This is a genomic window from Paractinoplanes globisporus DSM 43857 (assembly GCF_000379645.1).
Lineage (GTDB): Bacteria > Actinomycetota > Actinomycetes > Mycobacteriales > Micromonosporaceae > Actinoplanes > Actinoplanes globisporus.
In genome coordinates this window covers 87,733-104,409 of sequence record NZ_KB903317.1, presented here as the reverse complement: position 1 = coordinate 104,409, position 16,677 = coordinate 87,733, and the positions used below count along the sequence as shown (strand labels likewise).

14 protein-coding genes are annotated in these 16,677 nt (G+C 70.0%); 10 read left to right on the top strand and 4 right to left on the bottom strand.

All coding sequences use genetic code 11. The features are described 5' to 3' along the window. Positions 1–30: 30 nt before the first annotated feature. Entirely contained in the window at positions 31–1,956 is a 1,926-nt protein-coding gene (locus tag A3CQ_RS0130430; protein ID WP_020514737.1) for a S8 family peptidase, read from the bottom strand. Between the two features lie 205 nt (positions 1,957–2,161). Between A3CQ_RS0130430 and A3CQ_RS60245 the strand changes: the two genes are divergently transcribed. Continuing rightward, a complete protein-coding gene (locus A3CQ_RS60245; protein ID WP_020514736.1) occupies positions 2,162–2,926 on the top strand; it encodes a hypothetical protein in 765 nt (254 codons plus the stop codon). Between the two features lie 43 nt (positions 2,927–2,969). On the opposite strand, the gene A3CQ_RS0130420 is transcribed toward A3CQ_RS60245, so the two are convergent. Beyond that, positions 2,970–4,742: a S8 family serine peptidase gene (locus A3CQ_RS0130420; protein WP_026206358.1), complete on the bottom strand. Its 1,773-nt coding sequence runs from the start codon at positions 4,740–4,742 to the stop codon at positions 2,970–2,972. Between the two features lie 219 nt (positions 4,743–4,961). Here A3CQ_RS0130420 and A3CQ_RS0130415 point away from each other — a divergent pair, with 219 nt between their 5' ends. Beyond that, positions 4,962–5,663, top strand: a complete 702-nt coding sequence (locus A3CQ_RS0130415; protein WP_026206357.1) for a hypothetical protein — start codon at positions 4,962–4,964, stop codon at positions 5,661–5,663. Between the two features lie 105 nt (positions 5,664–5,768). On the opposite strand, the gene A3CQ_RS0130410 is transcribed toward A3CQ_RS0130415, so the two are convergent. Then, positions 5,769–7,475: an IPT/TIG domain-containing protein gene (locus A3CQ_RS0130410; protein WP_020514733.1), complete on the bottom strand. Its 1,707-nt coding sequence runs from the start codon at positions 7,473–7,475 to the stop codon at positions 5,769–5,771. A 388-nt stretch (positions 7,476–7,863) separates the two neighbouring features. Here A3CQ_RS0130410 and A3CQ_RS61150 point away from each other — a divergent pair, with 388 nt between their 5' ends. The 6 genes from A3CQ_RS61150 (at position 7,864) to A3CQ_RS54610 (ending at position 13,965) form a co-directional block, all read left to right on the top strand. Then, positions 7,864–8,232 carry a hypothetical protein gene (locus tag A3CQ_RS61150; RefSeq protein WP_157296538.1) on the top strand — a complete coding sequence of 123 codons (369 nt, stop codon included), beginning with the start codon at positions 7,864–7,866 and terminating at the stop codon, positions 8,230–8,232. After that, positions 8,232–9,470 carry a hypothetical protein gene (locus tag A3CQ_RS0130405; protein WP_157296535.1) on the top strand — a complete coding sequence of 413 codons (1,239 nt, stop codon included), beginning with the start codon at positions 8,232–8,234 and terminating at the stop codon, positions 9,468–9,470. Before A3CQ_RS61150 ends, A3CQ_RS0130405 begins: the two co-directional genes overlap by 1 nt. A gap of 217 nt (positions 9,471–9,687) precedes the next feature. Next, complete coding sequence (locus A3CQ_RS0130400; protein ID WP_020514731.1) at positions 9,688–9,981, top strand: DUF1540 domain-containing protein; 294 nt, start codon at positions 9,688–9,690, stop codon at positions 9,979–9,981. Positions 9,982–10,297: 316 nt separating this feature from the next. Then, positions 10,298–12,754, top strand: coding sequence for an IPT/TIG domain-containing protein (locus tag A3CQ_RS0130395; protein ID WP_063713625.1), 2,457 nt, complete (start codon positions 10,298–10,300; stop codon positions 12,752–12,754). Between the two features lie 207 nt (positions 12,755–12,961). Further along, positions 12,962–13,348, top strand: a complete 387-nt coding sequence (locus A3CQ_RS0130390; protein WP_020514729.1) for a PPOX class F420-dependent oxidoreductase — start codon at positions 12,962–12,964, stop codon at positions 13,346–13,348. A 17-nt stretch (positions 13,349–13,365) separates the two neighbouring features. Next, complete coding sequence (locus A3CQ_RS54610) at positions 13,366–13,965, top strand: TetR/AcrR family transcriptional regulator (protein ID WP_020514728.1); 600 nt, start codon at positions 13,366–13,368, stop codon at positions 13,963–13,965. Here the strand turns inward: A3CQ_RS54610 and A3CQ_RS54605 are convergent. Beyond that, the gene (locus A3CQ_RS54605; RefSeq protein ID WP_020514727.1) at positions 13,915–14,484 is read right to left on the bottom strand and encodes a hypothetical protein; all 570 of its coding nucleotides are present in this window, start codon (positions 14,482–14,484) and stop codon (positions 13,915–13,917) included. The two genes, A3CQ_RS54610 and A3CQ_RS54605, sit on opposite strands and share 51 nt — an antisense overlap. Before the next feature lie 163 nt (positions 14,485–14,647). Here A3CQ_RS54605 and A3CQ_RS0130370 point away from each other — a divergent pair, with 163 nt between their 5' ends. Further along, the gene (locus A3CQ_RS0130370; protein WP_157296534.1) at positions 14,648–15,076 is read left to right on the top strand and encodes a hypothetical protein; all 429 of its coding nucleotides are present in this window, start codon (positions 14,648–14,650) and stop codon (positions 15,074–15,076) included. Positions 15,077–15,079: 3 nt separating this feature from the next. Further along, positions 15,080–16,498, top strand: coding sequence for a multicopper oxidase family protein (locus tag A3CQ_RS0130365; RefSeq protein WP_020514725.1), 1,419 nt, complete (start codon positions 15,080–15,082; stop codon positions 16,496–16,498). Positions 16,499–16,677: the final 179 nt, after the last annotated feature.

Below are 16,677 nucleotides of genomic sequence, written 5' to 3'. Positions count from 1 at the left end.
ACCGTCCTGGTTCCGGGGTCTTTCGCCCGATCAGAGGACCTTGACGGCCGGGCTGGTGGCGCCGGTGACGGTCGTGGTGTTGGGGACGATCACGCGGTACTGGGTGCCCGAGGTCAGGCTGGAGTAGTTCTGCTCGGGGTTCGCGGCGGTGTAGGTCTTCGCGGTGATCCAGCGACCCTTCTCGAGGCGCTGCACCTGGACCGACTGGCCGGTCGCGCCGGTGAGCACGATCTTGAGGGTGCCCTTGGCCGGGGAGGTCACGGCGAGCTGCGACTTGACCGTGAAGCTGGAGACCGTGGAGGTCGCCTCGAGGGTGGCGTCGGAGGCGGGGACCAGGAGCTTCACCTGGAGGGGCTTGGTGACCTTCTGGGTGAAGGTCACGACGCCGGAGGAACTGGTCGTCGCGTCGGTGAAGGTGAAGGCGCCCTTCGGCTCGGCGGTGCCGATCCGCACGGTCTTGCCGGCGTAGGCCTTGCCCGAGGCCGTGACCGTGTAGGTGACGGTGACATTGCTGCCGTAGACGACCGCTGCGCTGGGGGCGGCCACCTTGATGGCCGGGCGGACCTTGGGCGTGGTCTTGGTCGGAGTCGGCGTGGGGGTGGTGGTCTTGGAGGGGGTCGGGGTCGGCGCCTTGGTGGTGGGTGCCGTCGTCGGCGCGGTCGTCGGAGCCGTCGTGGGGGCGGTGGTGACCGGCGCCGAGGTCGGGGCGCTCGTGACCGGGGTGACGGCGTTCAGGGCGGCGACGGCGTCGATCCGGCCGTACCCGAAGTCGGTGTCCTTGCCGGCCGTGCCCAGGTCGACGGCCGAGCTCTCCAGCGCCGACTCGATCGCGTCCGGGGTGAGCGACGGCCGGTAGGCCTTCAGCAGCGCGGCGACCGCGGCCACGTGCGGCGTCGCCATCGACGTGCCGTTGTAGCTGGCGTAGCTGCCGTTGGCGACCGGAACCGTGCTCCAGATGTTGCTGCCGGGAGCGGCCACGTCGACGTAACTGCCCTGGTTGGAGTAGCCGGCGACCTTGTCGGCCGAGTCGGTCGCGGCCACCGCGATCACGCCGGTGTCGGCGGCCGGGTAGCTGACCGGGCTGCCGGCCTGGCGCTCGTTGCCGGCCGCCGCGATGACCGTGACGCCCTTGCCGCGGGCGTACGCGATCGCGTTGCTCATCGCCGTGTCCTTGCCCGAGCCGCCGAGCGACATGTTGATGATGTTCGCGCCGTGGTCGGCCGCGTAGACGATGCCGCTCGCGATGTCCGAGGTCCAGCCCGATCCGTTGGCGCCGAGCACGCGTACGGGAAGAATCTTGGCACCGGGCGCGACGGCCGACACGCCGGTGGCGTTCCCGGTGAGCGCGGCGATCGTGCCGGCGACGTGGGTGCCGTGGCCGTTCGGGTCGGTGCTGGTGCCCTCGGTGCCGGCCACGAAGTCCTTGCCCGGCAGCACCTGCCCGGCCAGGTCGGGGTGGCTCGCGTCCACGCCGGTGTCGACCACCGCGACGGTGACGCCGGAGCCGGTCGACTTCGCCCAGGCGTCGGCCACGTGGATCTTGGAGAAGTCCCACTGCTGGGCGCGGTAGGGGTCGGTGCCGGTCGGCGCGTCCAGCGCGTGCACCTGCGAGTCCAGGCTCACGCTGACCGCGCCCGTGGCGCTCTGCCCCGCCCGGACCAGCGCGGCCGCGGTCGTCCTGTCGGTCGCCGTCCTCGCGGTGACCACCGGCCGGCCCTTGCTGTCCACGGTCGTGGTGACCACCCGCACCGGGTGCGTCGTGGAGACGTTCGCCGGAAGCAGCTGCGCCGGGCTCACGGTCAGGCCGTACGTGGTGGGCTGCCAGGTGGGCGCGGCGATCGGCGCGGCCGCCGAGGCGGCACCGGCTCCCGCTCCCGCGAAGCCGAGGGCGGACGCCCCGGCCACAGCTCCGACGGCCAGCGCGCCGATCGCGTAACGACGCAGGTGGTTCCTCATGTGTGCTACCTCCGGTTGGGGACGAGCTCAACAGTCGGCCGGATTGAGGGCCACTTGGTGATCGGCCGGGTGCGGACGCGTTGCGGCGGCCATGCTCTCGGGAAACTCACAGCGACGGCTTGCTGGTTTCAGCCCGTTTTGTCCCACCCGTTGCGACCATGAAGGTTCGGGGGCGATCCGCAATCGCGACCAAGGGAATGGGGACATGACTGATCACGACGGCGACCGGCACGAGGGTGTCCAGCCGGCGGGAAAGCGGCCGGCCGGACGGCGCCGGGCCATCGTGGTCGGGGGCGTCGCCGGGCTGGCCGCGGTCCTCGGCGGAGGCGCCTATCTGGTCACCTCCGTGCTGCCCGGCCCGGACGCGACCGTGGCGCAGGACATCCGCCCGATCGTCCCGGCCGAGCAGTCGGTGTCGGCGCAGCCCACGGCCGGCGCATCAGAGTCGGCAACCGCATCCGGATCCGCCGCTGCCGCCTCGCCGAGCTCGGCGACGACCGCGCGGAGCGGCAAGCCCTCGACCAGCCCGTCGCCCACGGCCGAGGACGAGGCGGCGGTCCGGAAGAAGGTCATGGCGGCGCGGGAGGCCGCGGCCGAGGACGGCGTCCCCCTGCAACGGCCGCTGACGCCGTCGCCGGGGACGATGCGTGCTCTCGCCGACGTCAAGGAGACGAGCAGGTCGCTCCCGGGCGGCGGCATCATGCGGGTGATTTCGACGAAGGGTGACCTCAGTGGGCAGCGCGAGATGCTCTGGGCCGCCGACGACGGCCGGCCGGTCGACGGCGCCCGCTGTACCCAGAGATTCCACTTCAGCCCGAACGGACCGGCGGTGGTACGGCCCACGATGCTCCTGTGCTGGCGTATCTCCGCGGGCCGGAGCGTGGTGGTTCTCACGATCGACCGGCAGAACCGGCCGTCGTCGGCGGAGAGCACCGCCGAGATCGACCGGCAGTGGCAGAAGCTCGGGTAGGGCGACCGTCCCCCGGGGCGAGCCCCCGGGGGACGAGCCGGCGTCACGCCAGGACGGCCGGGCTGGTCATGCCCACCACGTCCGCCGTGTCGGGTACGACGACCCGGTAACGGCTGCCGGCCGTCAGCCTGGACACCGTGTGGTCCGCCTCGGCTCGGTACGCGGTGGCCAGCACCCAGCCCTTCTTGTCGAACCGCTGGATCTGCACGGCCTGACCGGGCACCCCGGCGAGCACGACGTGGAGCGTGCCGGCCGCCGTGCGCGTAACGGTGACCTTTGAGCCCACCGTGTACGACACGACCGGCGAGGCTGCCGCCTCCGAGGCGTCCGTCGCGATGACATTCAGCAGGACCTGGAAGGAGCCGGTGGCGGGCCGGGTGACGACGATCGTGCCGAGGCCCGTCGTGGTCGCGTCCGTGCAGTCGAACGCCGTGGCGGCCGAGGCGATACACACCTGCACCGGCCTCGAGGCCCAGGCCCGGCCGCTGACGGTCACCGAGAAGACCGTGGTGGTGGTCGTGCCGTAGACCGCGGAGCGGGAGGCGACGGCCGAGATGGACGGCCTGGGCTTGGCGACCGTGCGGATGGCGCTCGGGCTGGCCGTGGCCGGCGCCGCCGTGCCGGCGATCAGATCGGCTCCGGCCAGCGCGGCGGCCGCGTCGACCCGGCCGTTCCCGAAGTCCCGGTCCCGGCCCCGGGGTCCCAGGTCGACGGCGTATCCCGCGATCGCCGCGTCCACCTCGTCCGGGGTGAGGCCGGGCTGGTGGCTGATGACCAGCGCGGCGATCCCGGCGACGTGGGCGGCGGCCATCGACGTGCCGAACATGGTGGCATAGCCGGTTCCGCCCGGGTACGTGCTGACGATGTCACTGCCGGGCGCGGCCACGTCGATGTAACTGCCCATGCTCGAGTAGCCGGCGATCTTGTCGGACGAGTCGGTGGCGGCGACGGCGATGACGCCCGGGTCGGCGGCCGGATAGGTGACCGGACTGCCCTTGGCGCGGCCGTTGCCGGCGGCCGCGACGACCACCACGCCCTGGTCGCGTGCGTAGTCGATGGCGGCGCTGAGCGTGCCGGACCTCGTGGCGGAGCCGAACGACAGGTTGATGACGTCGGCGCCGTGGTCGGCGGCGTAGACGACGCCGGCCGCGGCGTCGGACGCGTAGCCGTTGCCGGCGGCGTCCAGGACCCGGATCGGCAGGATCTTGGCGTCCGGCGCGACCCCGGCGACGCCGAGGCTGTTGTCTGTCAGGGCGGCGATGATGCCGGCCACGTGGGTGCCGTGCCCGTTGGGGTCGGTGCTGACGCCCTGGGTGTCGGTGACGAAGTCGATGCCCGGCAGTACCTGCCCCGCGAGGTCAGGGTGGCCGGCGTCCACTCCCGTGTCGATCACCGCGACCGTGACGCCGGCGCCGGTCGACTGCGGCCAGGCGTCCGTGGTGCGGGTTATCGGGAGAGCCCACTGCTGGTCGGCGTAGGTGTCCGCGCCGAGCGCGGACAGTGGCGTATCCACCTCGACGCCGACCGCGTTCTTCGCTCGCTGGGCGCTCGCGACGTACGTTCCGGCGGTTGCCTTGTCGGTGGCGGTGCGGACGCTCACCTGAGGCCGGCCGCTCGGGTCGACCGTGGTGCTCACGACGCGTACCGGGCGGGCGGCCGAGACGGTCGCGGGAAGCAGCTGCTCCGGCGTCTGGGACAGGCCGTACGGCGCCGGGTGCCAGCTCACGGTCCGGGCCGGCAACGCGACGGCGGTCCCGCCGGCGATGAGGCCGGCCGCCATGGCAACTATGGCGTAGCGGCGCAGGTGTCGCCTCATTCGTTGTCCTACCTTTGCTCGGGGAGTCGGGGACAACAGTCGGCAGGACGGCACGCCGGTTGGTGAGGCGCAGGGTGCAGGTTCGTTGCACCGCCTGTGGGTTGGCTGGGGGATCGTGGGTATTTACCCGTTTTGTCGGAGCTCGATGGGAGCATCAGGGTTCCGGGGCCGGCCCCGCGCGGGCCGGCCATCAGCCGAAACTCGCAAAGGACAGACCACATGACCAACGCTGAACAGGGAGACGGCGGCCTCCCATCGGTGATCGGAAGTCGCGTCCGCCGGAACAAGCGTGCGGCGATTGGAGCGGCCGGGCTCGCGGCCGTCCTGAGCGTGGGCGCGCTCCTGCTCATCGACCAGGCGACGGAGAAGTCCGGCACGACGGCCCGGCTCGCGGACGATACCGGCCCGGCCGCCCGGACGTCGGCGCCGCCGAGCCACTCGGCCGTCGCCGGCAAGGCCACCGCGGCGCCGATCGGCCCGGTGGCCCCGGCCGCACCGGGCGCCAAGACCGTCGGCGAGCGACTGAGCGAGGCCCGGTCCGCGAACAAACGTCTCGGCACGGAAGTACGCCGCCCGGCGCCGCGCACGGCGTCGACCGTGGACGCCTCGAAGGTCAAGGTCGTGCAGACCGGCACCAACCAGTCCGGCCACATGATCCGGGTGTCGTCGGCGCCCTTGGACCTGACCGGTTACCGGGAGCTCGCCTGGGTCCGCGGCGGCGTGCGATACGGCGACGCCACCTGCACGCAGAAGATAACGGTGAGCGAGAACGTGCCACCGAAGGAACGCTCGACGCTGCTGATCTGCTGGCGCACGACCGCCAAGAAGAGCGCCTACACCGTTGCGGTCGACTTCAAGAAGCGGCCGTCCATGGCGGACAGTGTCGCGGCGCTCGACGAGGCGTGGGCGGCGATGCGCTGAGGACTTACCGCCCGCGACAAGCAACAGCGGCTCGAAAGCATGCTTTCGAGCCGCTGTCGTCTTGCCGTGTTGGATCAGTCGGGTGTTGCCACCTGGATCACGCGATCAGTACTGCGCGACGGTGAACGTCGATCCACTGGAGACGATCGACTGGGAGTACGCGGTGCCGGCAGTGACGTGCGTGTCCAGGGCGTCGATGGCTCCGTCACTGACCACGCTCACGGTGTAGGTGCCGTCGGAGACCGATACGGACGGGGTCAGGACCAGGTCCGCGGCCGCGCCGGCCGTGCCCGCGTCGCTCACGGTCACGGTCGTCCCGCTCACGCCGACGACCGTGGTGTTCGCGGGGAACGCCGCGGTGGTGCTGGAGATGGCGCGGCCGATGTCGGCCGAGGTGAAACCGGTCGTGCCGGTGATGGTCTTCCCGTCGGCGGCGACCGTGCCGGCGCCCCACGCGGTCAGGCCGGCCGCGTTGCGCAGGCCACCGACAGTGACGTCGGCGAGCGATCCGTCAGCGGCGGCCGCCACCGACAAGGTCGCGCTGGTCGAGCTGGCGACCGCAGCGATCGTAGCCCCGGCCGGGATGACCGTGGTGCCGGCTGTGGAAACGATCGGCAGTCCGACGTCATTCTGCGTGAAGGCCGCGTCGGAGCTGGTGATGACGGTCGAACCGCTCGTCGCGACGGCATGCAGTGCCCCTGCTCCTCGGGCCGCCGATGCGGAGAGGGCAGGAGCGGCCGCGTTGCTGAAGGTGTGGTTGAGCGGAAGGCTGCACAGAAGCTCCGTGTCGGCGATGACCAGCACGTTGACGCACTCGGTGAGCTCCGGGACCGCCTTGGTGGTGGTTCCCTCCTCGTCGTACCCGCCGGAGCTGAGGTAGACGTGGGCGTTCGCCGAGTTGGGCGTCGAGCCGGTGGTCGCGACGAAGGAGAGGTTCGCGAAGCCGACGCCGAGGACGTCGAGGTCCACCGCGCCGTTGTTGCCGGCGGCCGTGTTCGGCGAGACGACGATGCCGTTCGAGTAGCTGAACAGATTCGCCTTGTTGGTGGTGGTCCCGAGCGTGTTCGCGGTGCCGCCCGGGGTCGTCACGCTCAGCAGGTACGGGCCGCCGGCGACGTGCGGCGGCGTGGTGGCGCTGAAGCTGGTGCCGCCTCCGTTGACGACGATGTTGGTCAGCGGTTCGCCGTCCAGCGTCGCGGTCGTGTTGTTCGGGGCGGCCGTGGTGTTGGCCACGAAGCCAGTGCCCGTCACGGTGACCGTGGTGCCGCCGAGCGCCGGGCCGCTGACCGGGGCGATGCTGCTGACCGCGGCGATCCGCGGCGCCGTGCCGACCGTGTACTGGGCGCTGGCGATCAGGCTGGCGCCGGAGGTGTTGCTCGCGAAGGCGCACATCGCGTACTTGAAGATGCTGCTCGACACGGCGACGCCGGTCGGCACGAGCACGGCGATCTTGTTGGGCGCCAGGAGCTTCACGTTGGGGTAGCCCGTGGCGACCACCGTGGCCGAGGGAGCGGTCGTGGGGTAGGCGGTCGGGCAGGCCGGCGTGGCCGTCGCCGACGTGGCGACGACGAAGTACACCGCGGTCGAGGACGTGAACGCCGTCGGGTTCGGTGACGTGGGCGCCGTCGCCATGGTCGCCACGACCGTATTGCCGCCGCCGGTGGGGCCGCCCGTGGCGCTCAGCGACATCGTGCCGGCCGTCGCGTAGGCGGGCGCGGCGGTCATCCCGGTGAGGAGCGCGGCCGCTGCGCCCGTCGCGAGCCCAGCGCGGCCGAGCCGTCGCCGGGTGGTACTGGACTTGGTCTTGCTCATGCGAGGTCCTCCTACGGTCGTGAATAGGACCGCTGGTCGGGTGTGGTTGGGCCCGCGCATGAATTCTGTTCACGGGCCATCTCGCCGGAAGCGTAACCAAACGTAGTGGCACAGTTGCCTAGAGTGATGAAGATGATTGGACAGCTGCGAGCGGAACCGGTCTGACCTCCATGCGCTCCGGCCGGTTCCGTCACTCTGCGATGCGCGCGCCTACGCGGAGCTACGCTGCCCGGTGGCTCGGGCGGCACCTTCCGCGGGTCGTCCATTCCGACGCTCCACGCCTGCCGCCGCCGGCTCGCCACGGCGAGCATCCAGCAATTGTCACGCCTTTGCGGTATTAAGCGGTGGCGCATTTCGGGGAGGCGTTGCCCAAATTCACCATCCATTCATGGCGTCCTATGGCCGAAGCGGATACCGGCCGGTCGCCGGAGGCGAACATGCGGCACGAAAGATCAGACAATGCGGCTCGATCGCGGAATGGTTTTGCGGCGCGGTGTTGTCGGCGAATCGCTTCACGATCATGGTTCTCATGCAAGACTCGTCCCGGACCCAGGCGAATCTCGGTTTTCTGATCGGGCCGAGGCGCGGGGTCGTCGGAGACGTGCACGGCTTCGGGCTCTCCTGGAAACCAACGGCCAACCTGGCGGGCCGGCCAGTTCGGCTATCGGCGGCGCGCTCCAGCACGCCTGTATTGACATCGACGGATCAATTCCCGATGCGGGGCCATTGCCCTGCCGGCAATGTGGAGGGTATTTGATGTTTGCGAAACCTGGTGCTCTGGCGCGGCATGCCGCCAGCGCATTGACGGCGTCGGTCGTAATTGCCGGCGGAGCGTTGTTCGCCGCGCCCGCTCAGGCGGTGTTGCCGTTGCCCACGATCACCAGCGTCTACGTTGCTGGATCCACCACGAACAAGGTGGTGACCACCGGAAGTACCGTTGTCATTACTGGCACCGGCTTTTCCGGCATGATCGACAACGCCGCCGCCAGCGCGTGCACCTCCAACACACCGGTGGCTTATCCGACGACGAACTCCGGATGCTCGCAGGTCCGATTCCTCGGAGTCGGTGCGACCAGCACCCAGTACTTCACGCTCGCCACCCGTTACAACGTCGTGTCCGACACCACGATCTACGCCACGGTGCCGACGATCAGCGCCGCCGACGGGGCCAACGGCGGCCCCGTCGCGGGCACGGGCTCCATCAAGGTGCAGGTCCTCAATACGGTGGGAGGCGGAACGTCGAGCCTGCTCAGCGCGTCGACGGCCAGTGAGCTCTTCTACCGCAAGCCGCTGACCGCCGTGATCGCCACGACGAGCGCGAACCCGACCGGGGGAGGGGTGGTGACCGTTGCGGTCACCGGTGGCATCGCGAACCTGACCACCACCACCTTCCCGCAGGAGAAGCTCAGCGCCTACGTGTACAGCACGGTGGGGACCGGATCGAACGCGGCACCGCAGGTCGCCTCGGCCGCGGTCGCCTTCAAGGACACCACGAACGTCTCCGTGACGCTGCCGCCCGGAAGCCCGGACGGGAGCCCGGTCGGCTTGATGCTGGTCCACGACGGAATCCCGGGCACCGCCGACGCCACCCACCTGACGTACCCGGCCGTGATCAACAGCATCAACACCTGCACCGTGGACCTCACGGCCACGGCCACGCTTCCGTCGACGCTTCCCGCCTGCACGGGACCGGCGAACGCGGCGGCGAGCGGCACCGTCGGCGTCAAGTTGACCGGAAAGGGCTTCAACGGCGTCACCGTGTGGGACTGGGACGGCGGCCTCACCACCAGCAGCTCGGTCGGCGTGGAGTACGCGTGCACGGTCGTCTCCGACAGCGTGGCGTACTGCGTCCTGACGATCCACACCCTTCCGAGCCCGCCCGTCGTCTCGGTCTCGTTCACGACGGTCGATCCGGATGGCGGTGGCTCACCTCTGACCGCGCCGACTCTGGCTCCCACGGCCGGCGGGATCATCCTCTTCAGCCCGCTCGTGTAGCTCAACAATCGCCGAGTGCCCGGGTCCGGTCGGACCCGGGCATTCGCGTCACCGGTCCGAGCCGACCGGCCGCGCGGTCCGCGCGGCCGGCCGGGTATTGAGCGGCGACGAATTTAGGGGTGCCTCGCCTAATTTAAATTAATCGTGGCGTCGTTCTGCGCGGTCCGATATTGGTTTATCGTCGAGACCTATACGAGCTCGAAACCAGGAGGCCGACATGACGCAGATGCTGGAAATGCCGCGGGTGCAGACCTGCACGGTGAGTGAGTGTGGCTACAACCACGACGGCTGTACGGCGTTCGCGATCACCATCGGGACCAGGCTGTCCGCCGAGTGCGACACGTACGTCGACTCGGCCGACAAGGGTGGCATGGGCAAGGCGTTGGCGCAGGTGGGGGCCTGCAAGCGGGCCGACTGCACGCACAACACCGACCTCGAGTGCCACGCACCGGCGATCGTCGTCGGTCAGTCGGGGGACAAGGCCGACTGCCTCACGTACGAGAAGCGATAAGACACTTCACCTTTTCACCGCGCCCGTCGTCTCCGGCCGAGACGGCGGGCGTTCGCGTATTTAGGCAAGGCATGCCTTCGCCATTCCCGGGCGCGTCCGGATACGCGAGACAAATGGACGGCGCATCCTCCGTACGGAATGAAAAACGCCGGGTCTTGGGTCGGACTTATTCGGCGAAGCCGATGAAGTGTTTGCTTCCGGCAAATCACCCCAAGACGGTCGGCTACGCTCCGCCGTGACGGCCCGGCGCGACCGAATGTCGACGCGGGCACCTCATACCTCGCCCTAGCGGTTTCGAACCGTAGGAGGACCTCGCATGCCCAGATCCAGAGTTCGGATGATCATGACAGTGGGTGCGGTCGGCGCCGCCCTGCTCGTCGCGCCCCAGGCCGCCTACGCGGTCCCGACCACGGTCGGGCCGCTGATCGTCGTGCCCGGCGGCACCGTGACCCTGAACGATCCCACCGCGAACTTCAACACGACCACGACCTCGGTGCTGCTCACCCAGCCGACCGCGGCGCTGCCGGGGTGCCCGGGCACGTTCGCCCTCGCCGGCGGCAACGGCCTGTGGAACGGCACGGTCAACACCCGCACCGCCGGCTCGATCAACTTCACCGTGCCCTCGGTCAACGGGCCGGCGGCCGGGACGAACGGCACGGTCAAGGCGTACAACGTCTGCGTCTTCGACGGCACCACGCAGAACGCCAGCCCGCTGAAGGCCAGCACCACGATCTACGTCGGTTACCCCGCCGCGGTGAATCCCACCAGCGGCGTCACCGGTGGCGGCAACCAGCTCACGGTCACCGCTCCGACCAGCGCGCCGCTGTTCACCGGCCTCACCGCGGTGGCCGGGGTCTTCTCGACCGGATCCTGCGCCGCGGCGCTCGGCTCGACGAACCCGGCGAACATGGTCGCGACCAACGTCGTGCGGCAGCCCAACAACACCACCGTCACGCTCGCCGTGCCCCCCGGCGTCACGTCGGGCACGGGCGGTTCGCCGATGACCTACAACCTTTGCCTGTACGACGGGTCCAGCGCGACGGGTGGCCTGCTGACGTTCCTGCAGTACACGGCGACGAGCGCGACGGTCAACCCGGCCAGCGGGTCCTACCTGTCCGGCGCGGGTGTCACGCTGACCTCGCCGACCGCGTTCCTCTCCGGTGTCACGGCGCCGGGCGCGCTGCTCGTCGGCCCCGGCGGCGGCTGCCCCGGCACCTACTCGACGGCGCCGATGGGCACGGTGACCCCGATCGCGATCACCAGCGCCGGTGGCGTGCGGCGGCTCAGCAACAACCGGGCCGTGGTCAACATCCCGCCGCTGCCGCTGATGAACAACCAGCCGACCACGTACCAGGTCTGCATCTACACGGGGGCCGCGGCCGGCGCCACGCTGGTCGGCTCGGGCGCCTACACGGCCTCGGTCGTCGCCAACCCGACCGCGATCATGCCCGCCGCCGGCCCGGCCAGCGGCGGCAACATGGTCACGGTGGTCGGCACCGACTTCCCGACCGACCCGGGCCGCATCACCGCCACGCTCGGCGGTGCGCCGCTTACCAACATCCAGCCGATAAGCGACAAGGCGTTCACGGCCACGGTGCCGGCGCACGCCGTCGAGGAGAACGTCCCGCTCGTGGTGAGCACGATCGCGGGCACGAAGGCGCTCCCGGGCGCCTACTCCTACCGCAACCCGATCAAGGTCAGCCCGAACACCGCACCCAGCACGTCCCCGAGCGTGGACGTCTCGGTCGTCGGCCAGGGCTTCATGTCGATCAACTTCGGCGCCACCGGTACGGCCGGGCGGGTGTTCCTGGTCAACGGCGTCTACAACGGCGCCGACGCGGGCGGCGGCGTGCGGGCGAACGGCCCGGTCGCCGAGTGCATGAACGTGCTGCCGATCAGCGACGAGGAGCTGATCTGCACGCTCCAGCTCAACCGGCGCCTCAACGCCCTCGGCACCGCGCCCTTCGACAGCGTCACCTACTCGAACTCACTCAACGACGTCTCCACGACCGCGGGCAGCCGGACCATCGTCACCACGAGCGGGAAGTTCGGCCCCGGCGACGTCGGCCAGCCGATCGTCCAGGGCTCGGCCGCGGCCATCCCGGCCGGCACCATCATCACCTCGGTGCTGAGCACGCAGAGGGCGACGATCTCGGTGCCGGCGCTGACGACCTCCGGCGGGATCACGGCCATGGTCGGCGCCATGCCGGTGCACAACCTGAACGGCCTGACCACCACGACCGGCAGCACCACGGTCGGCCTCATGTCGGGCGCGTTCACCCGGGACGACGTGGGCCGGGTGCTCATGGGCGCCGGCACCGTTCCCGGCGGTGTCACGATCACCGCGGTCGCGCCGGGCGGAGCCAGCGCCACGATCTCGGCGCCGGCCACCGGGAGCACGTCGGGCACCCTCGCCAACGTCACGATCGCCGACAACAGCACCATTCTGAACGGGTCGTCGCTCGCGACCACCGACCTCGGCGCCATCATCGGCCCCAACTCGATCGGCATCCCGCCCGGCACGACGATCACCTCGGTGGCAGCGGGCACGAGCGCGACCCTCTCCGCACCGGCACCCGGCGGCGGCACGGCGGCCAGCCTGCCGGTCGTCCGCCCGATCACCGGCAACCTCTTCGCGGCGGCTCCGGTTCCGGACGGCTCGTACAACCTGGTCGTCGTCAGTGACGGGGCGCCGGACGCTCCGCTGACCGATCCGGACTACTTCCAGACCGACGTCACCAGCAGTTCGGCGTTCACGGTCGCTTCCTTCTGACCCGTTCGTTCCTTCGGTGGCCCGGCGCTCCTCGCGCCGGGCCACTGCTCTGTGCCGTGCGCGTGCTCCGGGCGTACGCGCGCAAGGTTTTTGTCTGGTCTTGCTTTTGGTGAGGCGAAAGTAAGTACTTACTTGCGCTCTCGAGGTCTCGCGCCTAGCGTCGTAAGTAGTTACTTACTCGACCGATCACGAGCGCGGGAGTACGAGATGAGCAAGCTGAAGGAGCTGGGGAAAGAGCGCTACCTGCTGCTGGAGACGCGCAAGCGCGACGGCACGTGGGTCGGCACCCCGGTCAACCTGGTGATCGACAACGGGCGCGGGTTCTTCAAGTCCTACGACGCGTCCGGCAAGGCCAAGCGGCTGCGCAACTTCCCCGAGGTCCGGGTGACTCCGTGCAACTACCGCGGGAGGGTCAAGGGGGAGGCGGTGGCGGGACGGGCTACCTTGCTTGGCGGGGAGAGTGCCGAGGCTCGACGCGCCGAGGCGCTGCTGGCGCGCAAGCACCCGCTGCTGCAGGGGCGGCTGGTGCCGGCCTTCCACAAGCGCAAGGGATTCACGACCCTGTTCTACGAGCTGACGCTGGAGCAGAGCTGACCACCAAGGACCAGATCGTGACGGCCGCCATGGATCTGTTCGGGCGGCAGGGCTACCACGCCACGACGATCGCGCAGATCGAGGCGGCGGCCGGGCTGTCGGCCGGGGCCGGTGGGCTCTATCGGCACTTCAGGAGCAAGCGGGCGGTGCTCGAGGAGGGTCTCGACCGGCAGGCGACCGCGGGCCGGCAGCTGCTGAGCTATCTCGCGGTCGAGCCAGCGCCGGCCGGGCGTCGCGAGCGCTTCCTGGCGGTGGCCCGGGCCGGGCTGGCCCGCCTGGAGGAAGAGCGAGACGTCAACCGGCTGCTGCTGCGCGATCTGGCCTCCTTCCCCGACCTGCTCGACCTGGTCCGCGAGCGGGAGCTGCGCCGCGTGCACCTGGCGGTGACCGAGTTCCTGCGCGCCGAGCTGCCGGGGGAGGAGGACCCGGAGGCGCTGGCGGCGGTGGTGATGGCCGCGGTCAGCCACTACTGGATCATGGCAGACGTGTTTGGGGGCAAGCACCCGCACGAGGTGGATACCGAGCGGTTCCTTCGGGCCCTCGTGCGGGTGGTCGTGCCCGAGGACCTATTCGCCGATGACGTCGTCGATGGTGGTGGCGTTGACGGCGCGACCTAGCCACGTTTCGAGCTGGCCGTTGTCGGTGCACGCCGTGACGCGGTCGCGGAAATCATCGGGCGCCGCCATGCCGCGTTTCTCGAGAGCGACCAGGATCGCGTGTGCCAAGGCCGTGGCTTGAAGGTTGCGCATGAATTCGCTCTGGTACTCGTATCTGGTCACGGTTTTCATGAATTCCTCCCAGCGGGTGCGGGTCGCCATGGGCAACCCGGCCAGCACAACGTCATAGTGCAAGGCCGCCTGCTCCGGGCTGAGCGACCGCAGGGCCGCCATCAGCGCTGGAAAGGCGGTTTCCGCCTCGGCGAGATCGCCGTGGCAGATGGCCGAGAACACGGCCAGCGCCGGGTTGGTCGTCGCGATGTCTTGGTCCACGACCAGGGGCACATCGTCCGGCGTGAAGATCAGCGGTCGTAGGGACAGGCACAACCCGTTCGCCTCGAACATGGTGTGGTAGCGGCGCGAGACGACCCGATCCGGGCAGTAGACCAGCAGGGCTGTATCGATCTCCGCGCTAGGCATGGGGCTAGGCTAGTCGTGTGACGGATCGATGTCGATAGGTTCCGACGTTGGAATGTCCTCAGATGGTGGATACTGAGCGTTTCCTGAGGGCCCTCGTGCGCCTTGTCGTACCGGAGGAGCAGGATGTGCCTACGGAAACGTAGGCCACTGGAGGGGGAGTGTCGTGCGCGCTGTGTATCGGGTTCTCGCCATGTTGATCGCGATCGGGGTCGTGGTGCAGGCGGCGGCGATCGCGTACGCCTTGTTCGACATCCTGCACAAGACCGACGACGGCCAGGTCTTCACCAAGGACTCCGACAACGCCGGCATCGCCGTGCACGCCGTGGTCGGTGAGATGATCGTTCCGCTGATCTGCCTGGCGCTGCTGATCGTGTCGTTCTTCGCGGGCATCCCGGGCGGGGTGAAGTGGGCGGCGATCACGTTCGGCGTGCTGGTGCTGCAGATCGTGCTGGCCTTCGTGGGCTTCCCGGTTCCGATCCTCGGCACGCTGCACGCGATCAACGCGTTCGCCCTGGCCGCCGTCGCCTCGATCGCGATGCGCCAGGCCCGCGTCGCCGGCACGCCACAATCGAGCGCGCCCGTCGCGGCCTGACCGGTGCGTAAGTCCTTCAAGATCGCCATCGCCTCGGGGGTGACGGTGGCGATCCTCGGACCCCTGGTCTTCTTCTGGCAGCAGAGCCTCGTCCCGTCGACGTACACGATGACCTCGATGGGCTATCCCGACTACGGCGGCGGCCAGCAGGCTGGCCATGCGCACGGCACGGGCGGCCTCAGCGTCGCCTCGCTGACCGGCCCCACCACCGGCGACCCCGACGTCGTCGTCACCCTGACCGCCCACGAGCAGAACGGGCGCTACACGCTCAACGGCGTCACGCCCGGCCCCGAGATCCGCGCCAAGAAGGGCCAGCTGGTCCAGGTGACGCTGGTCAACGACAACGTCCGGGACGGCGTCACCCTGCACTGGCACGGCGTCGACGTGCCGAACGCCGAGGACGGCGTCGCCGGCGTCACGCAGGACGCCGTGCTGCCCGGCCGCAGCTTCGTCTACCGCTTCGTCGCCCAGGACGCCGGCACCTACTGGTACCACTCCCACCAGCTGTCGCACGAGCAGGTGAAGGGCGGCCTGTTCGGCGCGTTCGTGGTCACCGAGCCGGTCTTCTCCGAGGGAATCGACCAGGTCGTCCAGGTACACACCTACGACGGCCGCATCACCATCAACGGCACCCCCGGCGAGTCACCCCTCACCGCCCGGCCGGGCCAGCTGGTGCGGGCGCGGGTGATCAACACGGACGCCCAGCCGCTGAAGGCCTGGGTCTCCGGCGTCCCCTACCGCGTGATGGCGATCGACGGCCGCGACGTGCACGGCCCCACCGACATCTCCGATAAGTCGGTCACGGTCACCGCGGGCGGCCGGATCGATCTCGCCTTCACGATGCCGGCGTCGGGCGCGGCCCGAGTCGACGTCGGCGCCGGCGTGGCGCTGGTCGCCGGCGGCGCGCCCGCGACCGCCGAGCCGTCGTCCACGGTCGACCTGCTCACCTACGGCACCCGGGCCGATCTAGGCTTCGACCCCGCCAAGGCGACCCGGAACTTCGACTACCGCATCGGCCGCCGCGTCGGCTTCCTGGACGGCAAGCCCGGCTTCTGGTGGTCGATCAACGGCCACCTCTACCCCGACGTCCCGATGTTCATGGTCTCCACCGGCGACATAGTCCGCATGACCATCGCCAACACCAGCGGCGAGGTCCACCCCATGCACCTGCACGGCCACCACGCCGTAGTCCTGAGCCGCAACGGCGTCCCCGCCTCCGGCAGCCCCTGGTGGTTCGACTCTCTGGACGTGGCCGACGGCGACACCTACGAGATCGCCTTCGTGGCCGACAACCCCGGCATCTGGGTAGACCACTGCCACAACCTCAAACACGCCGCCGACGGCCTCCTGGCCCACCTCGCTTACACGAACGTCACCACCCCCTACGAGGTAGGCGGCGTAGCCGGCAACAACCCCGAGTGACCCGCAACCGCCCACCGGCTCGTCGGCGCGCGGATCGCGACCCGCACAGCCACGAGCGAAGTGTCCTGTCTCGACACTCCCGGCGGTCCCGTGGGTCTGGCGGCGGTCCGCCGGAAGCGCGACGAGCACCGGCCAGCCGGGTGCCTTGACGGCGGGCGGCTCGCGCAGATATCGGGGTA